The organism is Paracoccus zhouxuedongae (assembly GCF_041927815.1).
In the GTDB taxonomy this organism is placed as follows: domain Bacteria; phylum Pseudomonadota; class Alphaproteobacteria; order Rhodobacterales; family Rhodobacteraceae; genus Paracoccus.
The window spans coordinates 334,958-358,521 of sequence record NZ_JBHFHM010000002.1; the positions used below are offsets into that span (position 1 = coordinate 334,958).

At 68.7% G+C, this 23,564-nt stretch carries 17 protein-coding genes; 6 read left to right on the top strand and 11 right to left on the bottom strand.

Going from position 1 to position 23,564, the window contains the following annotated elements; translation table 11 throughout:
* The first annotated feature begins 55 nt into the window (after positions 1-55).
* Positions 56-2,182 carry a methylmalonyl-CoA mutase gene (gene scpA / locus ACEYYA_RS04585; protein ID WP_374798036.1) on the top strand — a complete coding sequence of 709 codons (2,127 nt, stop codon included), beginning with the start codon at positions 56-58 and terminating at the stop codon, positions 2,180-2,182.
* 184 nt (positions 2,183-2,366) lie between these two features.
* A complete protein-coding gene (gene rsmA, locus ACEYYA_RS04590; RefSeq protein ID WP_374798038.1) occupies positions 2,367-3,209 on the top strand; it encodes a 16S rRNA (adenine(1518)-N(6)/adenine(1519)-N(6))-dimethyltransferase RsmA in 843 nt (280 codons plus the stop codon).
* Positions 3,210-3,328: 119 nt separating this feature from the next.
* On the opposite strand, the gene ACEYYA_RS04595 is transcribed toward rsmA, so the two are convergent.
* The 8 genes from ACEYYA_RS04595 to lptF form a co-directional block, all read right to left on the bottom strand.
* Positions 3,329-4,030 (bottom strand): DUF4167 domain-containing protein, encoded by a 702-nt coding sequence (locus tag ACEYYA_RS04595; RefSeq protein ID WP_374798040.1) that lies wholly within the window; start codon positions 4,028-4,030, stop codon positions 3,329-3,331.
* A 222-nt stretch (positions 4,031-4,252) separates the two neighbouring features.
* Positions 4,253-5,095, bottom strand: a complete 843-nt coding sequence (prmC, locus tag ACEYYA_RS04600) for a peptide chain release factor N(5)-glutamine methyltransferase (protein WP_374798042.1) — start codon at positions 5,093-5,095, stop codon at positions 4,253-4,255.
* Entirely contained in the window at positions 5,092-6,147 is a 1,056-nt protein-coding gene (prfA, locus tag ACEYYA_RS04605; protein ID WP_374798044.1) for a peptide chain release factor 1, read from the bottom strand. Before prfA ends, prmC begins: the two co-directional genes overlap by 4 nt.
* 31 nt (positions 6,148-6,178) lie before the next feature.
* A complete protein-coding gene (gene pdxA, locus ACEYYA_RS04610; protein WP_374798046.1) occupies positions 6,179-7,153 on the bottom strand; it encodes a 4-hydroxythreonine-4-phosphate dehydrogenase PdxA in 975 nt (324 codons plus the stop codon).
* The gene (locus tag ACEYYA_RS04615; RefSeq protein ID WP_374798048.1) at positions 7,153-8,451 is read right to left on the bottom strand and encodes a peptidylprolyl isomerase; all 1,299 of its coding nucleotides are present in this window, start codon (positions 8,449-8,451) and stop codon (positions 7,153-7,155) included. The genes pdxA and ACEYYA_RS04615 overlap by 1 nt, the downstream gene beginning before the upstream one ends.
* 47 nt (positions 8,452-8,498) lie before the next feature.
* Positions 8,499-10,649 carry an LPS-assembly protein LptD gene (locus ACEYYA_RS04620; RefSeq protein WP_374798050.1) on the bottom strand — a complete coding sequence of 717 codons (2,151 nt, stop codon included), beginning with the start codon at positions 10,647-10,649 and terminating at the stop codon, positions 8,499-8,501.
* Between the two features lie 3 nt (positions 10,650-10,652).
* On the bottom strand, positions 10,653-11,756 hold the full coding sequence (gene lptG / locus ACEYYA_RS04625) for an LPS export ABC transporter permease LptG (RefSeq protein ID WP_374798052.1): 1,104 nt from the start codon (positions 11,754-11,756) through the stop codon (positions 10,653-10,655).
* Complete coding sequence (lptF, locus tag ACEYYA_RS04630) at positions 11,753-12,901, bottom strand: LPS export ABC transporter permease LptF (protein ID WP_374798054.1); 1,149 nt, start codon at positions 12,899-12,901, stop codon at positions 11,753-11,755. The genes lptG and lptF overlap by 4 nt, the downstream gene beginning before the upstream one ends.
* Before the next feature lie 183 nt (positions 12,902-13,084).
* On the opposite strand from lptF, the gene ACEYYA_RS04635 reads away from it, so the two are divergent.
* Positions 13,085-13,900 (top strand): TIGR00282 family metallophosphoesterase, encoded by an 816-nt coding sequence (locus tag ACEYYA_RS04635; RefSeq protein WP_374798056.1) that lies wholly within the window; start codon positions 13,085-13,087, stop codon positions 13,898-13,900.
* 86 nt (positions 13,901-13,986) lie between these two features.
* Positions 13,987-15,774, top strand: coding sequence for an SLC13 family permease (locus ACEYYA_RS04640; protein ID WP_374798058.1), 1,788 nt, complete (start codon positions 13,987-13,989; stop codon positions 15,772-15,774).
* 67 nt (positions 15,775-15,841) lie between these two features.
* Here ACEYYA_RS04640 and ACEYYA_RS04645 read toward each other — a convergent pair whose 3' ends face one another.
* On the bottom strand, positions 15,842-17,620 hold the full coding sequence (locus ACEYYA_RS04645) for an SLC13 family permease (protein ID WP_374798060.1): 1,779 nt from the start codon (positions 17,618-17,620) through the stop codon (positions 15,842-15,844).
* Positions 17,621-17,781: 161 nt separating this feature from the next.
* Here ACEYYA_RS04645 and ACEYYA_RS04650 point away from each other — a divergent pair, with 161 nt between their 5' ends.
* Positions 17,782-18,522 carry a YebC/PmpR family DNA-binding transcriptional regulator gene (locus ACEYYA_RS04650; RefSeq protein WP_374798062.1) on the top strand — a complete coding sequence of 247 codons (741 nt, stop codon included), beginning with the start codon at positions 17,782-17,784 and terminating at the stop codon, positions 18,520-18,522.
* 141 nt (positions 18,523-18,663) lie between these two features.
* Positions 18,664-19,611 carry a LysR family transcriptional regulator gene (locus ACEYYA_RS04655; protein WP_374798064.1) on the top strand — a complete coding sequence of 316 codons (948 nt, stop codon included), beginning with the start codon at positions 18,664-18,666 and terminating at the stop codon, positions 19,609-19,611.
* On the opposite strand, the gene ACEYYA_RS04660 is transcribed toward ACEYYA_RS04655, so the two are convergent.
* Both ACEYYA_RS04660 and ACEYYA_RS04665 read right to left on the bottom strand, forming a co-directional pair.
* A complete protein-coding gene (locus tag ACEYYA_RS04660; RefSeq protein ID WP_374798066.1) occupies positions 19,596-23,150 on the bottom strand; it encodes a PAS domain S-box protein in 3,555 nt (1,184 codons plus the stop codon). The genes ACEYYA_RS04655 and ACEYYA_RS04660 overlap by 16 nt on opposite strands.
* A complete protein-coding gene (locus tag ACEYYA_RS04665; RefSeq protein WP_374798068.1) occupies positions 23,147-23,554 on the bottom strand; it encodes a response regulator in 408 nt (135 codons plus the stop codon). Before ACEYYA_RS04665 ends, ACEYYA_RS04660 begins: the two co-directional genes overlap by 4 nt.
* Positions 23,555-23,564: the final 10 nt, after the last annotated feature.

Consider the following 23,564-nt stretch of genomic DNA (forward strand, 5'->3'; position numbering starts at 1 on the left):
CTGTGGTGGATATAGTCCGCCACCGCGCCAACACCAGAGCAGAAGGGACAACAGCATGACCGACCTCCAGAAATGGCGCGATCTGGCCAGCAAGGAATTGAAGGGCGCCGATCCCGACAGCCTGAACTGGCAGACGCTGGAAGGCATCACCGTCAAGCCTTTGTATACCGAGGCCGATACCGAGGGGCTGGACCATATGGGCAGCCTGCCGGGGCTGGCGCCCTTCACCCGTGGCCCGCGCGCCACGATGTATGCGGGCCGCCCCTGGACGATCCGCCAATATGCGGGCTTTTCGACCGCCGAGGAATCGAACGCCTTTTACCGCCGCGCGCTTGCCGCCGGGCAACAGGGCGTCAGCGTGGCCTTCGACCTGGCCACCCATCGCGGCTATGACAGCGACCACCCCCGCGTCGTCGGTGACGTGGGCAAGGCCGGCGTCGCCATCGACAGCGTCGAGGACATGAAGATCCTGTTCGACGGCATCCCGCTGGACAAGGTGTCGGTCAGCATGACGATGAACGGCGCCGTCATCCCGATCCTGGCCAACTTCATCGTTACGGGTGAGGAACAGGGCCATTCCCGCGCCGTGCTGTCGGGCACCATTCAGAACGACATTCTGAAAGAGTTCATGGTCCGAAACACCTATATCTATCCGCCCGAACCCAGCATGCGGATCATCTCGGACATCATCGCCTATACCTCGGATCAGATGCCCAAGTTCAACTCGATCTCGATCTCGGGCTATCACATGCAAGAGGCCGGGGCGAACCTTGTGCAGGAACTGGCCTTCACCCTGGCCGACGGGCGCGAATATGTGCGCGCCGCGATCAAGGCGGGGATGAATGTCGATGATTTCGCCGGGCGGCTGAGCTTCTTCTGGGCGATCGGCATGAACTTCTTCATGGAAATCGCCAAGATGCGGGCCGCGCGTCTGTTGTGGCACCGCATCATGACCGAGTTCGGGGCCAAGAAGCCCTCAAGCCTGATGCTGCGCACGCATTGCCAGACCTCGGGCGTCAGCCTGCAAGAGCAAGACCCCTATAACAACGTCGTCCGCACCGCCTATGAGGCGATGAGCGCGGCGCTTGGCGGCACCCAGTCGCTGCACACCAACGCCCTGGATGAGGCGATCGCCCTGCCCACCGATTTCAGCGCCCGGATCGCGCGCAACACCCAGCTGATCCTGCAAGAGGAAACGGGCATCACCCATGTCGTCGACCCGCTGGCGGGCAGCTATTACGTCGAAAGCCTGACCGCCCAGATAGCCGAAAAGGCCTGGGCGATGATCGAGGAGGTCGAGGCGATGGGCGGCATGACCAAGGCCGTCGCCACCGGCATGCCCAAGCTGCGGATCGAGGAGTCGGCAGCGCGTCGGCAGGCGATGATCGATCGGGGTGAGGAAGTGATCGTCGGCGTCAACAAGTACCGGCTGTCGAAGGAAGACCCGATCGACATTCTGGATATCGATAACATCAAGGTGCGCGAAGCCCAGATCGCGCGGCTGAACAAGATGCGGGCGACCCGCGATGAGGCCGCCTGTCAGGCGGCGTTGGAGGAAATCACCCGTCGCGCAGCCGAAGGCGGCAACCTGCTGGAGGCCGCGGTCGAGGCGGCGCGGGCGCGGGCATCGGTGGGGGAAATCAGCATGGCGATGGAAAAGGTGTTCGGTCGTCACCGGGCCGAGGTCAAGACGCTGGCCGGGGTTTACGGCGCGGCCTATGAAGGCGACGACGGTTTCGCCGCCATCCAGCGCGACGTGGAAGCCTTTGCCGAGGCCGAGGGCCGCCGCCCGCGCATGCTGGTCGTCAAGATGGGCCAGGACGGCCACGACCGGGGCGCCAAGGTGATCGCCACCGCCTTTGCCGATATCGGTTTCGACGTGGACGTCGGCCCGCTGTTCCAGACGCCCGAGGAGGCCGCGCAGGATGCCGTCGATAATGACGTGCATGTGGTCGGCATCTCCTCGCAGGCGGCCGGTCACAAGACGCTGGCGCCGAAGCTGATCGAGGAACTGAAGGCCAAGGGCGCCGGCGACATTCTGGTGATCTGCGGCGGCGTGATCCCGCAGCAGGATTACGATTTCCTGAAGGCGGCGGGGGTGAAGGCGATCTTCGGGCCGGGCACCAATATCCCCGATGCCGCCCGCGACATCCTGCGCCTGATCCGCGCCGCGCGCGGATAACGGCTGGGGAACGGGGGCGCTGCCCCCTCCCGGCCCTCGCGCCGGAAGGCGAGGGCGGTCGCCGGGGAAAAGGTCCACCGGACCTTTTCCTGACCCTCCTCACCCCCCGGGATACTTGGGCCAAGAAGAAAGGGGGCTTGCCGTTGCAGGCCCCCTGCGGCATGTCGGGGGAAAGGGGACTGACATGGCCGCGATTGACGGGTTGCCGCCGCTGCGGGCGGTGATTGCCGAACACGGGCTGAGCGCGAAAAAGCAGCTTGGCCAGAACTTTCTGCTGGATCTGAACCTGACCGCCAAGATCGCGCGCGCGGCGGGCGATCTGTCGGGGGCCGATGTGCTGGAGGTCGGGCCGGGGCCGGGCGGGCTGACGCGCGGGCTGTTGGCCGAGGGCGCGCGCCGGGTGCTGGCGGTGGAAAAGGACGCGCGCTGTCTGCCCGCGCTGGATCAGATCGCGGCGGCCTATCCGGGGCGGCTGACGGTGCTGAACGATGACGCTTTGGCCATCGATCCACTGGCGCATCTGACCCCGCCGATCAAGGTGGTGGCGAACCTGCCCTATAATGTCGGGACCGAATTGCTGATCCGCTGGCTGACGCCGCCGGTCTGGCCGCCGGTCTGGCAGTCGCTGACGCTGATGTTTCAGAAAGAGGTCGCGCAGCGGATCACCGCGCAGCCGGGCGAGGGGGCCTATGGGCGACTGGCGGTGCTGGCGCAGTGGCGCTGCGATGCGCGGATCGTCATGACCCTGCCGCCCGAGGCCTTCACGCCTGCGCCCAAGGTGCATTCGGCGGTGGTGCATCTGACCGCGCTGAGCCAGCCGCGCTATCCGGCCGATGCGGCGGTGCTGTCGCGGGTGGTGGCGGCGGGGTTCAATCAGCGCCGCAAGATGCTGCGCGCGGCGTTGAAGGGCGTGGCGCCGGGGATCGAGGATCACCTGGCCGCCGTCGGCATCTCCCCGACCGAGCGGGCCGAGAATGTCAGTATCGAGGGCTTTTGCGCCCTGGCGCGCAGCATTGCCGCCGCCTGATCGCGGGAATGTGGCACTGACGGTAACATTTTCCGGCGGGGCGGTTCTGGCACTGACGGTGCCAATACCTGCCCGCCGCCCTGTGATGACAAGGCCCGCGTCTTGCGCGGGCCTTTCGTTTACGCCTGATCCTCGGTCGCCGGGGCGGCTTCGCGCGGCGGGCGCGGCGCGCGGGGGGCGCGGGGCGCGCGGCTGCGGGCCGGGCGGGGGGCGGTTTCGTCACCACCGGTGACAAAAGCCGGCAGCGCCGTCAGCGGATCATCCCCCGGCACGGCATGGGTTTCAGCGGCGGCTTCGGGCGTGTCGACGGGACCGGTCGCGGCCTCGTCACCGATGGCGGCGGGCAGCAGGTCGGGCTCGGTGTGGACGTCCTGGCGCGCCTCGTGACGGGATTCATGACGGGCCTCGCCCCGGTCGCCACCCCGGTCATCGCCGCGATCCGATCGTTCGGCGCGATCCTGACGGTCGCCGCGATCACCCCGGTCGGGGCGGTCGCCACGGTCCGGGCGCTGGTCATTGCGTTCCTGCTGGCGGGCTTGCTGTTCGGCCTGGCGCTGCTCTTGTTCGCGGGCCAGTTCGCGCTGCGCCTCACCCAGCATCCGGGTGTAATGTTCGGCATGTTGCAGAAAGTTCTGCTCGGCCACGCGGTCATTGCCCAATTGCGCATCGCGCGCCAACATCAGGTATTTGTCGATGATCTGCTGGGGCGTGCCCCGCACCTTGCCCTCGGGGCCAGAGCTGTCAAAGACGCGATTGATGATGTTGCCAACAGAACGCTGGCGGTTCGACTTGGAACGCGAACGGGATTTAGAAGATCTCATGGGCTTTCTTGGGTTGCTGCGGCCAGCCCGCCTGGGCCTGCCCGGTGCAGGACGACCACAGCCGGAAATCCGGCGGATCGACAAATGCAAACGGAAGGCGGGTCGCGCGGGGGGCCGTTGGCCGCCCGTCACGCGGTTGACTAACCATGTGACAGGGGGCTTGGCAACCGGATTCTGCACGGGCCAGCCGGGAATGCGTGGAAAACTGCTGAAAATGCGCGACTATTGCGGGGCGCGGGCCGAGACCACGCGGTCGCGGCCATCCAGGTCGGGATGCACGGCGACCTGCGTGAGACCGGCCCCGGCCCAGAGGTCGGCCACCGCTGCCCCTTGCGTCGGGCCGATCTCGACCATCAGCCGCCCACCCGGCGCCAGATGGCCCGCGACACCGGCGGCAAGGGCGCGATAGGCATCCAGCCCGTCGCCGCCGGGTGTCAGCGCCAGATGCGGTTCCCAGTCGCGCACATCGGGGGACAGGGCCGCCATCTCATCCGCCGCGATATAGGGCGGGTTCGAGACGATCAGGTCAAAGCCGCCGCGCACCGCCGCAAACCAGTCCGAGATCAGGAACCCCGCGCGGGCCGCAACCCCAAGCGCGGTGGCATTGTCCTGCGCCACCGCCAGGGCGCGGGGCGACAGGTCGGTCAGCAGGCCAAGCGCGCTGGGGCGCTCGGCCAGTAGGGTCAGCCCGATGCAGCCGGTGCCGGTGCCCAGATCCAGAAGCCGGGTGAAGGGCTCGGTCAGGGCAAGCGCGATCAGCGTCTCGGTTTCCGGGCGCGGGTCCAGCGTGTCGCGGGTGACGGCGAAATCGCGGCCCCAGAAACTGCGCCGCCCGGTGATCTGCGCCACCGGCTGATGCGCGGCGCGGGCCTGAACCATCTGCCCCATGCGCGCCTGTTGATCGGGGCTCAGAGGCTCGGGTTCGGCCAGTTCCAGCGTCAGCCGGTCGGCGGCGACGTCCAGCACATGCGCCAGCAGGCGGCGGGCGTCGCGGGGGGCGTCGGGGATGCCGGCCTCGGCCAGCTGCCGGGCCGCGTCACGCAGGGCCTGCGCGCGGGTGGTCAAAGCCCCATCTCGGCCAGTTTGGTCGCCTGATCATCGGCCACCAGCGCGTCGATCACCGCGCCCAGATCGCCGCCCATGATCTGCGGCAGCGCGTAAAGCGTCAGGTTGATGCGGTGGTCGGTCATCCGGCCCTGCGGGAAGTTGTAGGTGCGGATGCGTTCGGACCGGTCGCCGGACCCGACCTGCGCCTTGCGGTCGGCGGCGCGTTCGGATGCGGCGCGGTCGCGTTCCATTTCGTAAAGCCGGGCGCGCAGCACGGCCATGGCATTGGCGCGGTTCTGGTGCTGGGATTTTTCCGAACTGGTCACCACGATGCCGGTGGGCAGATGGGTGATGCGCACCGCGCTGTCGGTGGTGTTCACATGCTGCCCGCCCGCGCCGGATGACCGCATTGTGTCGATGCGGATGTCGCTGGCGGGGATGTCGATATCGACCTCGGCAGCTTCGGGCAGCACGGCGACGGTGGCGGCACTGGTATGGATGCGCCCGCCCGCCTCGGTTTCCGGCACACGCTGCACGCGGTGGACGCCGGATTCGTATTTCATCCGGGCAAAGACGCCTTCGCCCTCGATCCGGGCCACGGCCTCGCGCACGCCGCCCAGATCGGAATGGGTCAGGTCCATCATCTGAAAGCGCCAGCCCTGCGCCTCGGCGTGGCGTTGATACATGCGAAGCAGATCGGCGGCGAACAGCGCGGCTTCCTCGCCCCCGGTGCCGGGGCGGATTTCCAGAATGGCGGGGCGGGCGTCGGCGGCGTCGCGCGGCAAAAGGGCGATGCGCAACGCCTGTTCCAGATCGGCCAGACGGGCGCGCAGCGTGGGGATTTCTTCCTCGGCCAAAGCGCGCATGTCGGGATCGGCCAGCCAGAGGTCGGCCTCGGCCAGATCGTCGGTCGCCTGCTGCCAATCGGCAATGGCGGCCACCACCGGCTTCAGCTCGCTGTATTCGCGCGACAGGGCGGCGATTTCGGCGGGGGCGGTGACCACGGCCAGCTTGGCCTCGATAAAGCCAAAGCGTTCGGTGATCTGGGCAAGTTTATCGGCGGGGATCATGGGGCGGTGATGGCGAAGGCGGGGCCGGGCGTCAAGACCTGTCGCGGGCGCGCGCCATGCGGTCGGCCATGCGCAGCGCGGCGATCAGGCTGGTCGGGTCGGCCAGGCCCCGCCCGGCGATGTCAAAGGCGGTGCCGTGATCGGGCGAGGTGCGGATGAACGGCAGGCCCAGCGTCACGTTCACGCCACCGGCAAAGTCGATGGTCTTGATCGGGATCAGCGCCTGATCGTGATAGGCGCAGATCGCCGCGTCATAGCGCGCGCGGGCGGCGGCGTGGAACATCGTATCCGCGGGCAGAGGGCCGATCAGGTCGATGCCCTCGGCGCGCAGGGCGTCCAGCGTGGCGGCCATCCAGCCCTGTTCCTCAGTGCCGATCGCGCCGCCCTCACCGGCATGGGGGTTCAGCCCGGCCACCGCCAGACGCGGGGCAGGGATGGCGAAATCGCGGATCAGCGCGGCGCGGGTGATGCGGATGGTGCGGGCCAGCAGATCGGGGGTCAGCGCGGTGGGCACATCGGCCAGCGGGATGTGGATGGTGGCGGGCACGACGCGCAGCCCCTCGCAGGCCAGCATCATCACCACATCGGCGCCGCCCGCCAGATCGGCCAGATATTCGGTATGGCCGGGAAAGGCAAAGCCCGCGCCCTGTTTCAGCGCCAGCTTGTTGATCGGCGCGGTGACGACAGCAGAACCGGCACCGGCCTGCACCAGATCCACGGCGCGGGCGATCACCGCGATCACCTGTTCGGCATGGCCGGGCTGCGGCTGGCCCGGCACGGCGGGGCCGGGAAAGGGATGGGCCAGCACCGGCAGGTGGCTGGCCGGCACATCGACCGCGCGGGCGGGATCGTCGACCAGCGCCATCGCGGTGCCGGGCGGCAGATGCGCCGGGTCACCCAGCCAGACGAGGGGCAGATCGGCACCCAGGACGGCGCGCGCCTTGGGGGCGAGTTCGGGGCCGACGCCCGCAGGCTCGCCACAGGTCAGGATCAGCGGCGCGGCCATCAGGGGCGGATGATGATCGCCTCGGCCCGCAGCTTGGCCAGATCGCGGTCGGCAAAATTGGTCAGGCGGCGGTTCATCACCTCGGCGCGGGCGGCGTCGCGGTCGGGCGTGGCGGCGGGGGCAGCGTCCGATCCCGGCGCGCCGGCGGTGGCGGGGGGGGCGGCGGGCAGGATCGCCCGGCGCGCGCACAGCATCAGCAGCACGGTCTGGCCGCCGCGCGTGGTGATGGCGCTTTCATTGTCATCCAGCCGCGCCAGATCCAGCGCGACATCGCCGGGGATCTGGGTCTGCGGCAGCGTCTGCCGGGTCAGCGCGCCCGCCCCGATGCGCCGCGCGATGGGATACAGGTTGTCGCAGCTCAGCGCGTCGGCGCGCAGGCGCGCGGCCTCCTCCGGCCCGCCGGGCACCACAAGCTGCGCATAATCCAGCGTCTGCGCGCGGTCGCCGACCGGGCGGCCCTCATCCAGGGACCGCATCAGGAACAGCGCCACCGCACCCGGCACCGCGACCGGGGCCGAGACCTGACCGGGTGCCAGCCCCAGCAGCACGCTGCGGATCTGCGGCGGCAGGTTCTCGACCTCCATCCAGTCCAGCCGCCCGCCCTGACCGCGCGATTGCGCGGCCGAGCTGGACCGCGCGGCGGCGGCAAAGGCGGCCTCGCCCGACAGGCTGGAGGACAGCCGCTGGGCGCGCGCCATCACCGCATCCTCCTGGCCCGGGGGGGCGGGGATGATCAGTTCCGAAATCAGCACCCGCGCGCCAGTCATCGCGGCGGGGGCGCGGGCCAGTTCCTTGTCGACATCGGCTTCGGAAATCTGCACCTTTCCGGCATATTTCTGCCGCACCACCTCGCGCCAGACGACACCGGCGGCGACGAAATCGCGGAAGGCCTGAACCTCGACGCCGGACTGCCCAAGGGCCTCGATGAACTGATCGGCGGACATGTTGGCGCGGCTGGCGAATTCTTCCATCCCGGCTTGCACCTGTTCGGGGCTGGCCTTCAGCCCCAGGCGGTTCGCCTCTTGCAGGCGCAGGCGGTCCTCGATCAGGGTCTTTTCGGCCTCGGCGGCGGGGTTCGGCGCGGCGCGCAGCAGCGTCAGAAACCGGGTGCGCTGATCGATTTCATAGCGGGTGATGGCCCGATCGTTGACGATCAGCGCCGGGGCAAAGGGATTGGCCGCGACCGGCGCGGGGACCAGCGGCGCGGTCAGCAGCGCCAGCGCCAGCGCGGCGGCGGACCACAGCGGCAGGCGGCGCGGGGCAGCAGCGGAAAGATCGGGGCGAAGATCAGGGGCCATCGGCTTTGGTTCCGTTTCTGTCGTCAGGCAGCACAGGGGCGGCGGGCCTATCGCAGGCAGCGGCGGCGAACCGCGCGGTCGGCTGACCCGGTTCCGCCACCCGCGCCAAAGCCCGTCAGCCGCACCGACAGCCCGACATCGGTATCGCGGCTTACAGTAGTGGATGAGGTTCGGCGATGCGAGAGGGAAAGATCGACCGTCACACATTCGTTGACATAGCTGACCGCCAGCCCGGCGCGTTCCACCTGTCGGGCGTCGAAATCATAGCGCCCCGACAGGCCCGCGCGCCAGCCGCCGCCAATGGCGAAGCGGCCGTCCAGCACCAGTTCCGACAGATCCTCGGCGCGGTTTTCATAGGCATCGGCGGTTTGCCACAGATAGCCCGCCGACAGGTCCAGCCGGTCATTGGCCCAGGCGATGCGGGTTTCGGCGCGGTTCACATCGCCGCCATCGCCCAACAGCGCCCGGCCCGTCCAGCGCAGCCCGCCCGGCGCGCTGGCATGGGCGGCGATCAGCCAGTCGGAATTGCCGCGCGCCAGTTCCGATCCGCTGGCGGGCCGCGCGTCGCCCAGCCGCCAGATCCGCCCGCCCGCCAGGCCCAGCGACCAGCCGCGTGGGTCGATCTGCGTCCAGGCCACGCCCAGAGCCAGGCGCTGCCCGGTTTCACGCGCATCCCCGCCCGGAAAGCGCGAGGGGGCGAACAGGTTTGCTTCGTCGAACTCGGCCAGGCGGCTGTCCTCATCAGGGACATCGGGCAGGCGGTTGCGCGACAGATCAAGGCGCGCCACCGGCTCGATCACCTGCGCCGCACCGCGCGCGTCGCGGCGCAGCCAGGGCCAGCGAAGTTCGACCGCCGCCGTCGGGTCGATCCGGGTGGTCGCGGCATCATAGCTGGCATCGTCGCCGATCAGGAACTGATCCGCCGCCAGACGCAGTTCACCCGCAACGACCACGCCTTGCGGCAGCAGCCATTGCCGCCGCCAGTCGGCGCGCAGGCCCAGCCGGGTCATGTCGCGGCCGATGTCCTGCGCGTCCGAACTGCGTCGAAAGGCCAGCATGTCGAACCGCAGCCCGGCCTCGCCCCCGGCCAGCGGCCAGCGGCGTTCCCAGGCCAGCCCCGCCACCTGCGCGGGTTGGGTGCTGTTCGTCTCGCCCGCGCGCAGGGTGTGGAAATTGCCGATCGCGGCGAACACCATGCGGTCGCGGCGCACGCGGTCGATGGTCACGCCGCTCCACAGCCGGTCGGCGTCGGAAATGGCGTAATCAGACAGATAATCGGGGTCCGAGGTGGTTTGCACCTGCACCCCCAGCCGGTAATCGCGCGGCAGCGCGAAACGGGCGGTGCCGAACAGATAGCCGCGCAATTCACCCGGCCGCAGCCGGTCGCGGGTCAGCGCGCCCGACCATTCGATCAGCCCGCCGGTCAGCGCGTGGCGACCGCGCAGCCCCAGGGTGCGGCTGTTCTTGGTGGTGACCGATGGCGTCAGGGTCAGGTCGTGATGATCGCCCAGCGGCACGAAGACCGGCAGGCTGATGCCGAAGCCCAGCTTGCTGGTGGACCGAAAGCCGGGGCGGAGCAGACCCGCCGCGCGGCTGACGGTAGGATCGGGCAGCGACAGTTGCGGCACCCAGCCCACCGGCACGCCAAAGGCGCGCAATTGGGCGTCGTGAAAGGTCAGCCGCCGGGTCTCGGCGTCGTGGCGGACCTGCGCCGCGCGGATCTCCCACAGGGGGGTGGGGGCGCTGACGCAGACCTCGCAGGAGGAGGCGACAACGCGGTCGAAGGTGGTAAACCGCCCCTGACTGCGGGTGATGCGGGCGGCGGCCAGTTGCAATTCGCGCGCCATCAGCATTCGCGCCCCGGTCAGGATGCCGTCGCGCAGATCGGCGTCCAGTTCGGCCTGATCGGCGATCAGAACTGACCCATCCGCGCCCGGTTCGGTCAGCCGGATCGGGCCGGTCAGCCGGATCGTGCCGCGCGCCTGGTCATAGGTGACGCCGGTGGCGGTCAGGCGGCGGCCCTGGTGGAACATCTGCACATCGCCGGTCGCGGTCAGCAGGCTGCCGTCCTGCACCTGCACGCGGTCGGCGACCAGCGTGGCGGGGGTGTCTTGCGCGCTGGCGGGTTGGGCCAGGGCGATCAGGCTGGCCAAGGCCGCGGTCAGCAGCCGGTTGCGGATGATCGGCGGGTGGGTCATCGGTCAGCCGTCCTCAAGATGCAAAAGCAGGCCAAGCGCGAACAGCACCGCCACAGCGGGCGGGGCGGCGGCGGCCAAGGTGATCGGGATCTGGCCGTTGTCGCCAAGCGCCTGAGCAAAGTTGCGCAGGAAGAACAGCCCTAGCCCCGCCGCCAGGGCCAGCATCACCATCAGCCCGCTGCGCCCGAACCGCGCCGGTCGCATGGTGAAGCCCGCCGCGATCAGCACCATCCCGGCCAGCATGGCGGGCAGGGCCAGTTCCATCTGGAACCACAGGCTGTGGCGGCGGGCGGAAAAGCCTGCGCGTTCCAGTTCCGCGATAAAGGCGGGCAGGTGCCAGAACGACACCGCCGAGGGCGTGCCCACCCCGTCGCGGATGCGTTCGGGCGTCAGTGTCGAGGGCAGGGTCAGCCGGTCATGGGCGGTGGCGGCGGTATCGGGGTTGGCCGTGTCCAGCGGCCAATCCTTGACCCGCGCCAGTTGCCAGCCCTGATCGGTCAGCGTCGCGGTATCGGCATCCAGGCGGCGGACCGGCCCGGCCTCGGGCGCGAAGATCATGAAGGTCACGCCATGCAGCGTCGCCCCGTCAAGGCTGGCGCGGTCGGCGCGGATCACGGTCTGGCCGCCCGCCGTTCCCTCGGCATCGCCCTGCCGCAGCCAGATCGCCGGGCCGACCGAGACGGCGGTCGCGCCGCCCCCGCCAAAGCCATCGGCCAGCGTCTGATAGCGTTTCGAGGTAGCGGCGACCAACGGGTTCAGCACCGCCACCGCAAGCGCGCCGACCAGCGCCGCGACGGTGACCGGCGCCGCCAGCATCCGCAGCGCCGACCGCCCCGAGGCGCGGATCGCCACCAGTTCCGACGACCGCGCCAGCATCAGAAACATCGCCACGGCGGCGAGCAGCACGATCAGCGGCAGGATCGTCTGGATCGCGCCGGGCAGGTTCAACGCCGCCAGGCGGGCGCTGTCCCAGAAGCCCACCTGACCGCCCGAAAAGCGGCGGATCTGCTCTACCATGTCGATCAGGTAAAGGATCGCCAGGAACACGCCGGTGACGATCGCCAGGCTGCGCAGGAACCGCCGCGCCAGATAAAGCCCAAGGATCATGCCGCAGCCCCCCCGGCAGGGGCGCGCGGCACCCGCCGCCGCCGCGCCGCAAGCGCCAGCATCGCAACCGCGATCCCCGCGCCCACCAGCGGTGCAAGCCAGGTCAGCACCGCCAGATCGGGCTGTCGCCGCGCCAGATCCGAGATCGCATTCGACAGGAATTGCACCACGATCAGCCCGGCGATCCCAGTCAGGATCTGCCGCGTCAGGCCAAAGCGCGAAAAGCTGCCCATCAGCAGCGCCGCAAAGCCGATCAGCGCCGCGACCGGGGCCTGAAACGGCTGGGCCAGCCTTTCGTGCAGTTCCAGCCCGACCTGCGCGGGCGGGGTGTTGCTGATCCGCGCGCTGCCGTCCGGGTCGCGGATCAGCGCCAGCGTAGACAATTCGTTGATGTTGCGCCCCTCGCGCGGGGCGCGGCTGATCATCGCGCCGATGTCATAGGTGAAATCGGAAAACCGCGTCACCGACAGCCGCGGCGGGCCGTCGCCGTGGCGGATCAGGGTCTGGCTTTGACCCTGCAGCATGATCAGCTTCGGCCCGGTCTCGGCCCGCACCAAGAGCGCCTTGTCGGCGGTGTGGATCACCTGACGCTCGGGTCGGCGGTCATCGGCCAGAAACAGGCCCAGCAGTTCACCCTGGGGTGAGACGTCGCGCAGATAAAGCGTGACCCCGGCGGTCGGCGTCAGGAACGTGCCGGGGTTCAGGAATTGCGCGGTGACGTTCTGGGCGATCTGGGCTTGGCGGTCGGCCAGTTGCGCGCGCGAGGCCGGGACCAGCCAATGCGTCAAAAGCCCCATCAGCAGGGCGCCGATCAGCCCGAACACCAGCACCGGCCGCGCCAGCCGCCAGGGCGACAGGCCCGCCGCCTGCATCACCACCAGCTCGCTGTCCGAGGACAGCCGGTTCGCCACCTGGATCGAGGCCGCGAAAGCCGCGATCGGCAGCACCACGCGGATGACGAAGGGCAGGGTAAGGGCCGTGAACTCAAGCACCACCTTGGCGGTCTGGCCATCGGCGAGCAACTGATCGAACAGCGACACGGCGCGGTTGATCCAGTAGACCGAAACCAGCACCAGCGCAAAGAAGCCGAACAGGGCCAGCAACTGCGCCAGAATGTATCGGTCGATGCGCGCCAGAAGGGGCAATGGGGCGGTCCTTTGCGGTTTGCCCCTTCCTAGCCGCAAAGTGCGGGCGGGAAAAGCCGTTGCGCGGGCGGCGGCGCGCAACCGCGGGCGTGGCGCGGGTGGCGGCTGTTGCTTGCGTATTTGGGCAAGAAAGAAGGGGGCAGGCGGCTTGTTCTTGCCCGGCTGCGGGTTTACGGTCGGCGGATGCGCATTCTGTTTCTGGGCGATGTCATGGGCCGGGCGGGCCGACGGGCGATCATCGATCGGCTGCCGGGGCTGCGCGCCGAATGGCGGCTGGATTTCGTCGTCGTCAATGGCGAGAACGCATCCGGCGGGATGGGCCTGACGGGCGATCACGCGCGCGAGCTGCTGGCGGCGGGGGCCGATGTGCTGACGCTGGGCGATCACGCCTTTGACCAGAAGGACATGATGTCCTTCATCGAGAAAGAGCCGCGCATCATCCGCCCGCTGAACTTTGCCAAGACCGCGCCCGGCCGTGGCGCGCGGGTGTTCGAGGCAAGCCAGGGCCGCCGCGTGCTGGTGGCGCAGGCACTGGGCCAGGTGTTCATGAAGCGCCCGTTCGATGACCCGTTCAGCGCCCTGGATGAGGTGCTGCGCACCGCGCCGCTGGGGGCCTCGGTCAACGCCAGCATCATCGACATCCACGCCGAGGCGACCAGTGAAAAGAACGCGCTTGGCCAGTTCTGCGCCGGTCGCGCCAGCCTGGTCGCGGGCACCCATACTCATATCCCGACCGGCGATGCGCGGCTGATCGGCGGCGTGACCGCCTACATCACCGATGCCGGCATGTGCGGCGATTACGACAGCATCATCGGCATGGACAAGGCCGAGCCGATGCGCCGCTTCGTCACCGGCATGACCCGGGAACGCTTTACCCCCGCCGAGGGCGAGGCAACCCTGTCGGGCCTTTACGCCGAGACCGACGACCGCACCGGCCGCGCCACCCGCGCCGTCGCCGTGCGCATCGGTGGCGTGCTGGAGGCGGCGGCCCCGGTCTGACGACCGCTTGCGCCGCGCCGCCCGGCACCGCTATCATCGCCGCCATCGGCCTGACGATCGGCGCGGGCAAGTATCGGAACTTCATCATGTTTGACCTTGGCCTGTCGCAGACAGCACAGACCGTCATCACCCTGTCGATTCTGGCGGGGATGCTGACCATGTTCATCCGCGAAACCTATCCGCCCGAGGTCACCGCCGTCGGCGGCGCGACGCTGGTGCTGATCCTGGGCATCGTGCCCTATCACGAGGCGGAAAAGGTGCTGTCCAACAGCGCCCCATGGACCATCCTGATGATGTTCCTGTTGATGGGCGGACTGGTGCGCACGGGCGCGCTTGACTGGATCACCCGCCGGGCCGAGGCGCAGATCGACACCAATCCGGTGGCGACGCTGGTGGCGATCTTTCTGCTGATCGGCGCGGCATCGGCCTTTCTGAACAACACGCCGGTCGTGGTCATGATGATCCCGGTGATGATGACGGTGGCGCGCAAGCTGAAGATCGCGCCCTCCAAGCTGCTGATCCCGCTGTCTTATGCGGCGATCCTGGGGGGCACGGTCACGCTTATCGGCACCTCGACCAACCTGATCGTCGATGGCGTGGCGCGTGACAGGGGGCTGGCGCCCTTCACCATCTTTGAAATCTCGGGCGCGGGGCTTTTGTACATGCTGATCGGCTTCACCTATCTGGCCACGGTCGGGCGGCACCTGTTGCCCGAACGGCAGTCGATGGGGGCGATGCTGGGCGACCGGCGGCGGATGAAGTTCTTTACCGAGGTCGCGGTGCCCGCCGATTCCGCGCTGATCGGCCAGCCGGTGATGGCGGTCGACCTGTTCAAGCGCGACGGGGTGCGGGTGATCGACGTGCTGCGCGGCGATGCCAGCCTTCGGCGCGATCTGACCTCGGTCGTGCTGGAGCCGGGCGACCGCGTGGTGCTGCGGTCGGAAATGTCCGAACTGCTGGGCCTGCAACAGAACAAGAACCTGAGCCGCGTGGATCAACTGTCCTCGGTCGCCACCGAGACGGTCGAGGTGCTGATCTCGCCCGGGTGCCGGATGATCGGGCGGTCCCTGGGGGAATTGCGGCTGCGGCGGCGCTATGGCGTCTATGTGCTGGCCGCGCATCGGCGCAACCAGAATATCGGGCGCAAGCTGGACGATCTGGTGGTGGTCGTCGGCGATACCCTGCTGCTGGAAGGCGCCCCCGAGGATATCGCCCGGCTGGCTGCCGACATGGATCTGGTCGATGTAACCAAGCCGCGCGAACGCCCGTTCCGCCGCCGTCACGCGCCCATCGCCATCGGCGCGCTGATCGCGGTGGTGGTGCTGGCGGCCTTTGACGTGGCGCCGATCCTGCTGTTGTCCACCATCGCGGTCGGCATCATCCTGATCACCCGCGCCATCGACGGCGACGAGGCGCTGACCTTTGTCGAGGGCAATGTGCTGGTGCTGGTCTTTGCCATGCTGGTCGTCGGGGTCGCGCTGGACAATTCCGGGGCGGTCGAGCTGGTGGTCGGCTGGATCAGCCCGCTGCTGTCCATCCTTCCACCGGTGCTGGCGCTGTTTGCCGTCTATGTCGTGTCAATGGTGCTGACCGAACTGGTGTCGAACAATGCCGTGGCGGTGATCGTCACGCCGATCGCCATTCAGCTGGCGATGCAGCTTGGCCTGAACCCGCGCGCCTTCGTGGTGGCGGTGATGTTCGCGGCTTCGGCCAGCTTTGCCACGCCGATCGGCTATCAGACCAACATGCTGGTACTGGGACCGGGCGGCTACAAGTTCAGCGACTATTTCAAGGTCGGGGTTCCGTTGAACCTGATCCTGGCGGTCGCCGCGATGGTCATCATCCCACTGTTCTGGCCGCTGACCGCGCCGTGAACATGCCGCTCTTTCTTGCCTAAATACGCCGGGGGGTGCGGGGGGCAGCGCCCCCCGTGACCTCGCCCTAAAGCGGCCAGAAGGTCAGCAGCGCCGGCACACCAACCGCCAGCACGATGATCTCCAGCGGCAGGCCCATGCGCCAGTAATCGCCGAACCGATAGCCCCCCGGACCCAGAACCAGGGTGTTGTTCTGATGCCCGATCGGCGTCAGAAAGGCGCAGGACGCGGCCACAGCCACCCCCATCAGGAACGGGTCGGGGTTCACGCCCAACTGTTCGGCCAGCCGGATCGACACCGGCGCGGCGATGATCGTTGTGGCATTGTTGTTCAGGACGTCCGACAGGAACATCGTCGCCACCATCAGTGCCACCAGCGCCACCCAGGCCGGCAGACCCGAGGTCATCGCCGCCAACCCGCCCGCGATCAGCCCCGAGGTACCGGTCGAATCCAGCGCCATCCCCAGCGGGATCATCGCCCCCAGCAGCACGATCACCGGCCAGTCGACATGGTCGTAAAGCTCTTCGATGCTCAGCACCCCCGCCAGCACATAGCCGATCACCACCGCCGCCAGCGCCACCGCCATCGAGGTGATGCCGAAACTGGCCGCGACGATGGCGCCGATGAACAGGCCAAGCGCGATCCAGATCCGGCTTTCCTTGATGACCTCGGCACCGCCGCCGTCCAGCGCGATCACGCCCAGCCCGTCCACCACCGCATCGCGCCGCGATTCCGGCACCAGCATCAACAGCATGTCGCCCGGCTCGATCCGGGTGCGGCGCACATTGTCGCGGATCGTCTGGCCGCGCCGCAGGATCCCCATCAGCACCGCGTCATAGCGAAACGCCAGCCCCGCCCCGTGCGAGGTCTTGCCGACGATGCGGGCGGTCTCGGGCACCAGCATCTCGATCAAGACCTGACCGCCGCCCTCGGGGCGCACGCCGCCGGACTGGTTGGTGCCATCCGGGAAGGCCAGCTTCTGCGCGGCGCGAAACTCCTCCAATGCGGCGGGCGAGGCCTCGATCAGCAGGTGATCGCCGGGCTGGATCGCCGGCGCGCCCATCCATCCGTGCAGCCGCTTGCCGTCGCGCACGACGGCGAAGATATGGACATCGGCCTTTTCGGTGCCGTCATGCACGTCGCGCACGGTCTGGCCGACCAGGGGCGATTTCTCGGTCACGATCAGATCGGTGACGTAATCGCGGATCCGGGTTTCGGCCCCGATGGCATTGCCGGCGCGCTGCGGCACCAGCCGCCAGCCGATCAGCGCGATAAAGACCACGCCCGCCAGCGCCACCAGCCCGCCCACGGGCAGAAAGTCGAACATCCGATAGGGGGTGCCCAGCGCCTCTTGCCGGAAGGTCGAGACGATCAGGTTCGGCGGCGTGCCGATCAGCGTGGCCATGCCGCCAAGGATCGTGGTGAAGGCCAGCGCCATCAGCGTCAGCCCGGCGGCGCGGCCCGCCTTTTCCGCGACCCGGCGGTCGATCGGCATCAGGATCGCCAGCGCCGCGACATTGTTCATGAAGCCCGACATGAAGGCGCCGACGCCGCCGAACACCGCCAGGTGCAGCGGCAGGCTGCGGTCGGGCCGGCCCAGATGCTTGGCCAGCAGCGCCACCGCGCCCGAGCGTTGCAGCCCCGCCGTGACCACCAGGATCAGCGCGACGGTCATCACCGCCGGATGGCCAAAGCCGTTGAAGGCTTGCGCGGCAGGCACCAGCCCCAGCAGCACCGCCGCCACCAGCCCGGCCAGCGCAACCAGATCATAGCGCCAGCGGCCCCAGATCATCAGCACCAGGATCGCCCCGAACAGTCCGAACAGCAGTGCCTGATCCGTCGTCATTCTTCCCCCTTGCAACAAAGTCGGTGCCGTCCCGCGGCGGCCCGTATCGGCACGGGTTGCGGCGGAGGCCATGCCCGTTTTATAGATGCGCCCGATTTCTGCAACGCCGCACGGCCCCCGTTGTTCCGGGTGCGCCCGGCATAGACGCACCGGAGGCAGCCATGGCCGGCCATTCCAAATGGGCCAATATCCAGCATCGCAAGGGCAAGCAGGACGCTGCCCGGTCGAAGCTGTTCTCGAAACTCGCCAAGGAAATCACCGTGGCGGCGAAGATGGGCGACCCCGACCCCGACAAGAACCCCCGGCTGCGGCTGGCGGTGAAAGAGGCGCGGTCGAACTCGATGCCGCGCGACGTGATCGACCGGGCGATCAAGAAGTCGCAGGGCGGCGACGCGGGCGATTACACCGAAATCCGCTATGAAGGCTACGGCCCCGGCGGCATCGCGGTGATCGTCGAGGCGATGACCGACAACCGCAACCGCACCGCCTCGAACGTGCGGTCCTATTTCACCAAGCACGGCGGCAACCTGGGCGAGACGGGCAGCGTCAGCTTCATGTTCGACCGGGTGGGCGAGATCAAGTTTCCGCTGTCGGCAGGGGATGCCGACACGGTGATGATGGCCGCGCTGGAGGCGGGCGCGGATGACGTGGAAACCGACGAGGAAGGCCACTGGATCACCTGCGCCGACACCGCCTTTGGCGAGGTGAACGCCGCGCTGGAGGCGTCCTTGGGTGAATCCGAGACCGCCAAGCTGATCTGGCGCCCGCAGACCCTGACCGCGCTGGATCTGGAGGCGGCACAGAAGCTGATGAAGCTGATCGACGCGCTGGAAGATGACGATGACGTGCAGACCGTCACCGGCAATTTCGAGATCCCGGACGAGGTTGCGGCCCAGCTTTAACGCGCGCGCGGGGCTGGCGAACGTCGGCCCCGCGCGGATTTCGCGTGGCCCTTGCATGCGCTGAACGAAAGCGTTTGCATTCGTTACATGCTGTTGCAAAACAGCTTGGGCCATGGGCGGGGTTTTGTTAACCTTGTTCTCATGGCCCCCCACACCGCCACCCGCACCCTGTCTGACGTGAGCTGGGACAAGATCCGCAGCGCGCTGAATGTCGCGCGCGCCGGATCGCTGAGCGAGGCCGCGCGCGAGCTGGGCCTGCATCACGCCACGCTGTTGCGCCATGTCGAGGATCTGGAACGCGATCTGGGGGTCACGCTGTTTTACCGCCACAATCGCGGCTATCGGATGACCCCCGAGGGCGAGACCTTCATGGCCGCCGCCGAAAAGATGGAGCGGCTGGCGATCGAAATCGCCCATCGCGCTGATCTGGATCGCGCCGTCGCGGGCAGCCTGACCATCGCCACCGCGCCCGAGCTGGTGCCCTTGGTGATCGAGGCCAGCGGCATTCTTCAGGCCGATCACCCCGATGCGCAAGTGGTGCTGCGTCCAAGCCTTGCCCCGGCGCGGCTGGATCTGGGCGAAGCCGATATCGACCTGCGCGCCGGGCATGACCGGCCCGACCAGCCCGATTATGTGGTCCTGGCCGCGCCGCGCCTGGCGGTCAGCCTGTTCGCGGCGCGCAGCTATGTCGAGGCCCACGCCGGTCTGCTGGGCGCGGCGCCCGAAGCGCACCGCTTTGTCGCCAACGATCTGCGCCCCGGTCCCGATGGCACGCCCGATCTGGCTGGCGGTTCGATCATGCTGTCCGCCGCGCAATGGGTGCAACGGCATGTGCATCCGGGGCAGGTGGCCTTTCGCACCTCGGATGCGGCGGCGCTTGCGATGGCGGTGGTGCAGGGACTGGGCGCGGGATTTCTGCCGCGCCAGACCGGCCTGCGGCTGCCCGACCTGATCGAGCTCGCGGCGCCGATGGCGGAATGGGCGGAACCGGTCTGGATCGTCACCCACCGTGACGTGCATCGCACCAAGCGCATTCAGGCCGGTGTCCGCGCCTTGCGCCGCGCGGCCATCGGCTATGGCTTTGGCTGATCCGCCGGTGGCGTGAGCGTGGTTTTCGCCCGTGCGCCCCGCGGCCGTTTACGCTGCGGCGCGGGGGCACTTGCCAGCGGCAGGGTCAGCACGAACTCGGCCCCGACACGGCCCGCCCCCTCGCCCGTGTCGCCGTCGCGATCCGGGGCAAGGCTCAGCGTGCCGCCGTTCTGCTGCGTCAGGATGCGCGAGATATGCAGCCCCAGCCCGGTGCCACCGCGCTTGCGGCGCGCCGAATTGTCGGCCTGGGTGAAACGGTCAAACACCTTGGCGCGGAAACTTTTCGGCACCCCCGGCCCCTGGTCGATCACCCGCACCACGGCGGCGTGATCCTCGGCGGTCAGCACCACCCGGATCAGCCCACCCTCGGGCGAAAACTTGGCGGCGTTCGACAGCAGGTTGGCCATGATCTGCTGGATATGGCGTTCGTCGACGCTGACCAGCAGCGGATCATCGGGCGCCGTCAGCTCGATCGTGGCGCCGAACTGACGCGCATAGGGTTGGTTGGTCCAGATCGCCTGATCCAGCAATGGACGCAGCGGCTGCACGTGGCGGTCGCCCGGCGCGGGCTCGGCACCCAGGCGTTCGACCTCAAGCAGGTCATTGACCAGGCCCAGCAGGCGCTGGCTGTTGGTCTCGGCCATCGCCAGCAGGCGGCGCGGCTGTTCGCCCAAAGCCTCGCCCGCCAGCCCCGACAGCAGCTTCAGCGCCCCCAGGATCGAGGTCAGCGGCGTGCGCAACTCATGGCTGACAGTGGCGATGAAATCGCCCTTGGTCTGATCCAGTTCGCGTTCCTCGGTGATGTCGATGATCTGCGACAGAAAGCGCAGCGGCACGCCATTCGCATCGCGTTCCATATTGGCGACCAGCCGACCCCAGCGGATCGCGCCGTCCTTGTGGCGGAAGCGCGCCTCAAAGGCATAGCTGTCGATCTCGCCCCGGCGCAGGCGCAGCAGTTCGGGCACGTCGCGGGCGGCGTCCTCGGGGTGGATCAGGTCGCGGAACAGAAGCCGCGACAGGTCTTCCTGGCTATAGCCCGAAAACTCGAGAAAGGCGTGGTTGGCATCGAGGAACCGCCCCCCGCGCGAGACGATGACCATGCCCGCCGGCGCGTCCATGAAGGCGCGGCGGAAGCGTTCCTCGGAGGCGCGAAGCTGCGCCTCTGCCTCGTGCAGGTGGGTGACGTCGCTTTGCACGCCGATCATCCGCCGCGCCCGGCCATCCGCGCCGCGTTCGGTGATGACGGCGATGGCGCGGGTCCAGATCCAGGTGCCGTCCTCGCGCTGGAAGCGGTATTCCTTGTTCAGCCGGTCGATCTGGCCCTTCAGGCAGGCGTAATAGGCGGCCGTCAGCCGGGGCAGGTCGTCGGGATGGAGGCGCGCCAGCCACTCGGCAGAGCGCCGGGGATCGTCGGGATCGGGCCAGGCAAAGCCCATCACGCTTTTCCAGGTTTCGGACACGACCACGCGGCCGGTCTGCAAATCCATGTCGAACACGCCAAAGCCCGCGCTGCGCAGCGCCATGTCCCAGCGGCGTTCGGCATCGGCAACCACGCGTTCGGCCGATTTGCGCGCCGAAATGTCGGTCAGCGTCAGCGTCAGTTGCGGGCTGCCATCGGCACCGGTCCAGCGCCCGGTGGCGGCGGCCAGCACCAAGGGCTGCCCCGATGCGGTCCGCCCGGTCAGTTCGGGCGCCGCGAGGCCCGGGTCGGTGCCGTCCGGCCCGGCGCCTGTCGCCGCCAGCCGCGCCAGGCCGGCGCGGTCAAGTCCGGGGATCAGCGCCGAGACCGGTTGCCCGATCAGATCGCCATCGTCGCGGCCGAACAGGCGCGGCACGGCGGCATTGATGCTGAGGATCCGGCTGTCATCATCCAGATGCAGCACCGCGCTGTGCACGGTGCGCAGGATCGCGCGCAGGCGTTGGTCGCGTTCCGACAGCATCCGGGTCTGGGCGGCGACAAGGCCGCGGACATCGGCCTCGCGCTGTGTCAGCACCACCAGCAGCGCGGTCAGCAGCAGCGAGGCGGCGGCAAAGCCGATCAGCATCAGCGCCGCGCCCAGGTGATCGGCCGACAGGCCACGACGCCCGACATCGTGCCACACGAAGGTCCAGGTCTGGCCATAGGCGCTGATCTGGCGGATCTCGGTGAACTGCCAGGGGATCGGGCGCGGCGTGTGGCCCGCGTGTGAACCCGCCGTATGGCGCAGATCGGTGTGGTGAATGATCCGCGCCGGATCGGGGGTCGGGCCGTCGTGCACGGTCATGCGCAGGTCACGCCGAAGCGCGGGGGCGATGTCGTCCAGAAGGCCATGGGCGGTGAACGGCGCATAGGCCCAGACCTGGCGGAAGCTGCCGTCCGGCAGGCGGATCGTGCTGGGCTTGACCAGCAGGAACCCCGCCGATTGCTGATCGTCCTGCACCAGCGTCACCGCCTGCGTCATCTTGGCCCGCCCCGTCGCGCGCGAGGCCAGAAGCGCAGCCCGCCGCCGCGGCTCGAAGGACAGGTCCAGTCCGACGGCGGCGGCGTTGACCGCCCGCGGCTCGATCATCGTGATGACGAACCGCTCATCCTGGTTGCTGACGGGATGAACCCGGAGGTTGGGCTGGCCAAGGGCCTCGGCCACGGCAGGGGCCTGGTCGATCTGCCCGGCGCCATAGGGAATGACGACGCCGAGGCCCAGCATCCCGGGATAGGTCTGGGCGATGCCAAGCTGTTCGACATAGCGCCGCCATTCGGTGCGCGTCACCGTCTGGCTGGCCGCGATGTAGCTGGCACCGGCATTGACGGCATTGCGATAGCTGGCCAGGCGCAGCGAGATGGCGTTCTCGGCCTCGTTCACCAGGGCGACGAAGGCGGCCTTGGCGCGGTCCTCATCCTTGGCCTGAACATAGGACCACAGCCCGATCCCCGCCACCTGCACCAGCATGACGGTGGCGAGCGGCCAGGGCGACAGCCGTGCCAGCGGCGTGCCGGCACGCAACGCCCGACCGCGCGGGCGCTGCGGCGCGACCAGCAGGGTGAAGAACAGCGTCATCCCGGCCAGCGACAGCAGCAGCCAACTGCCGACAAGATGCGTGATGGCATCGCCGGGGATCGAGTCGGCCACCAGCCAGGCAGCCGCCATCGCCATCGGGATCTGCCCCAGCGGCCCGGCGATCAGCGCCGCGATCAGCAGGTCGCGATTGCGCCGCAGATGCAGTGGATGGCCAAGGCGCAGCCGCAGCAGTGCCGGGATCAGCAGCAGCGACGCCGTCAGCGCCGCCGCCAGCATCAGCGCCGTGGCCAGCGGCGGCGGCGGCGCCTCCAGCCGGGCGTAGACGATCACCGCCATCGGCAACAGGCCCAGCACCGCGACCGGCACCGCCACCCGCCCCCAGATCGCCACGATGCCGGTCGCGAATGCCACCGCCGTCGCCTCGATCAGGTCAAACCCGCGCATCGCCCCCAGCACGGCCGAGCCGACGGTCAGCAGCGCAAACACCCCAAGCGCCTGCGCCTGCTGCCAGATTGCGGCATGGCGAGGACGGCGGCGTGTCATGGAAGGTTTCCGTTGCGGGATTCGGTCGCTGGCATGGCCGCGTCGTCGCGGATCGCCACCAACTGATCGGCCAGCGTCATCGGGTCGAAGGGCTTGACCACCACCCCCGCCGCCCCCAGCTTGCGCATCTGCGCGACCTCATGCGGTTGGGCGCGGGCGGTCATGAACACCATCGGCACCTTGGCGTAATGGGGCAGGTGCCGCAGCAGGGCCATCAGTTCGGCCCCGGTCATTTCCGGCATCATCATGTCCAGCAGCACCAGATCGGGCGCCAGATCGCCCGCCGCGTTCAGCGCCGCATCCCCGGTCGAGAACTGCACCAGATCGTGCCCGCCCACCACCGTCAGCGCCAGCCGCGCGATTTCCTGGATGTCGGGGTCGTCTTCAACGTGAAGGATCAACATGGCACAGTCC

Excerpts from the sequence above, each read along its gene's own strand:
- ACEYYA_RS04595 (WP_374798040.1), bottom strand. The coding sequence starts at position 4,030 with ATGAGATCTTCTAAATCCCGTTCGCGTTCCAAGTCGAACCGCCAGCGT.
- lptG (WP_374798052.1), bottom strand. The coding sequence starts at position 11,756 with ATGATCCTTGGGCTTTATCTGGCGCGGCGGTTCCTGCGCAGCCTGGCG.
- ACEYYA_RS04650 (WP_374798062.1), top strand. The coding sequence starts at position 17,782 with ATGGCCGGCCATTCCAAATGGGCCAATATCCAGCATCGCAAGGGCAAG.
- pdxA (WP_374798046.1), bottom strand. The coding sequence starts at position 7,153 with ATGGCCGCGCCGCTGATCCTGACCTGTGGCGAGCCTGCGGGCGTCGGC.
- scpA (WP_374798036.1), top strand. The coding sequence starts at position 56 with ATGACCGACCTCCAGAAATGGCGCGATCTGGCCAGCAAGGAATTGAAG.
- ACEYYA_RS04655 (WP_374798064.1), top strand. The coding sequence starts at position 18,664 with ATGGCCCCCCACACCGCCACCCGCACCCTGTCTGACGTGAGCTGGGAC.
- ACEYYA_RS04645 (WP_374798060.1), bottom strand. The coding sequence starts at position 17,620 with ATGACGACGGATCAGGCACTGCTGTTCGGACTGTTCGGGGCGATCCTG.
- ACEYYA_RS04640 (WP_374798058.1), top strand. The coding sequence starts at position 13,987 with ATGTTTGACCTTGGCCTGTCGCAGACAGCACAGACCGTCATCACCCTG.
- ACEYYA_RS04635 (WP_374798056.1), top strand. The coding sequence starts at position 13,085 with ATGCGCATTCTGTTTCTGGGCGATGTCATGGGCCGGGCGGGCCGACGG.
- rsmA (WP_374798038.1), top strand. The coding sequence starts at position 2,367 with ATGGCCGCGATTGACGGGTTGCCGCCGCTGCGGGCGGTGATTGCCGAA.
- prfA (WP_374798044.1), bottom strand. The coding sequence starts at position 6,147 with ATGATCCCCGCCGATAAACTTGCCCAGATCACCGAACGCTTTGGCTTT.
- ACEYYA_RS04620 (WP_374798050.1), bottom strand. The coding sequence starts at position 10,649 with ATGACCCACCCGCCGATCATCCGCAACCGGCTGCTGACCGCGGCCTTG.
- ACEYYA_RS04665 (WP_374798068.1), bottom strand. The coding sequence starts at position 23,554 with ATGTTGATCCTTCACGTTGAAGACGACCCCGACATCCAGGAAATCGCG.
- ACEYYA_RS04615 (WP_374798048.1), bottom strand. The coding sequence starts at position 8,451 with ATGGCCCCTGATCTTCGCCCCGATCTTTCCGCTGCTGCCCCGCGCCGC.
- ACEYYA_RS04660 (WP_374798066.1), bottom strand. The coding sequence starts at position 23,150 with ATGACACGCCGCCGTCCTCGCCATGCCGCAATCTGGCAGCAGGCGCAG.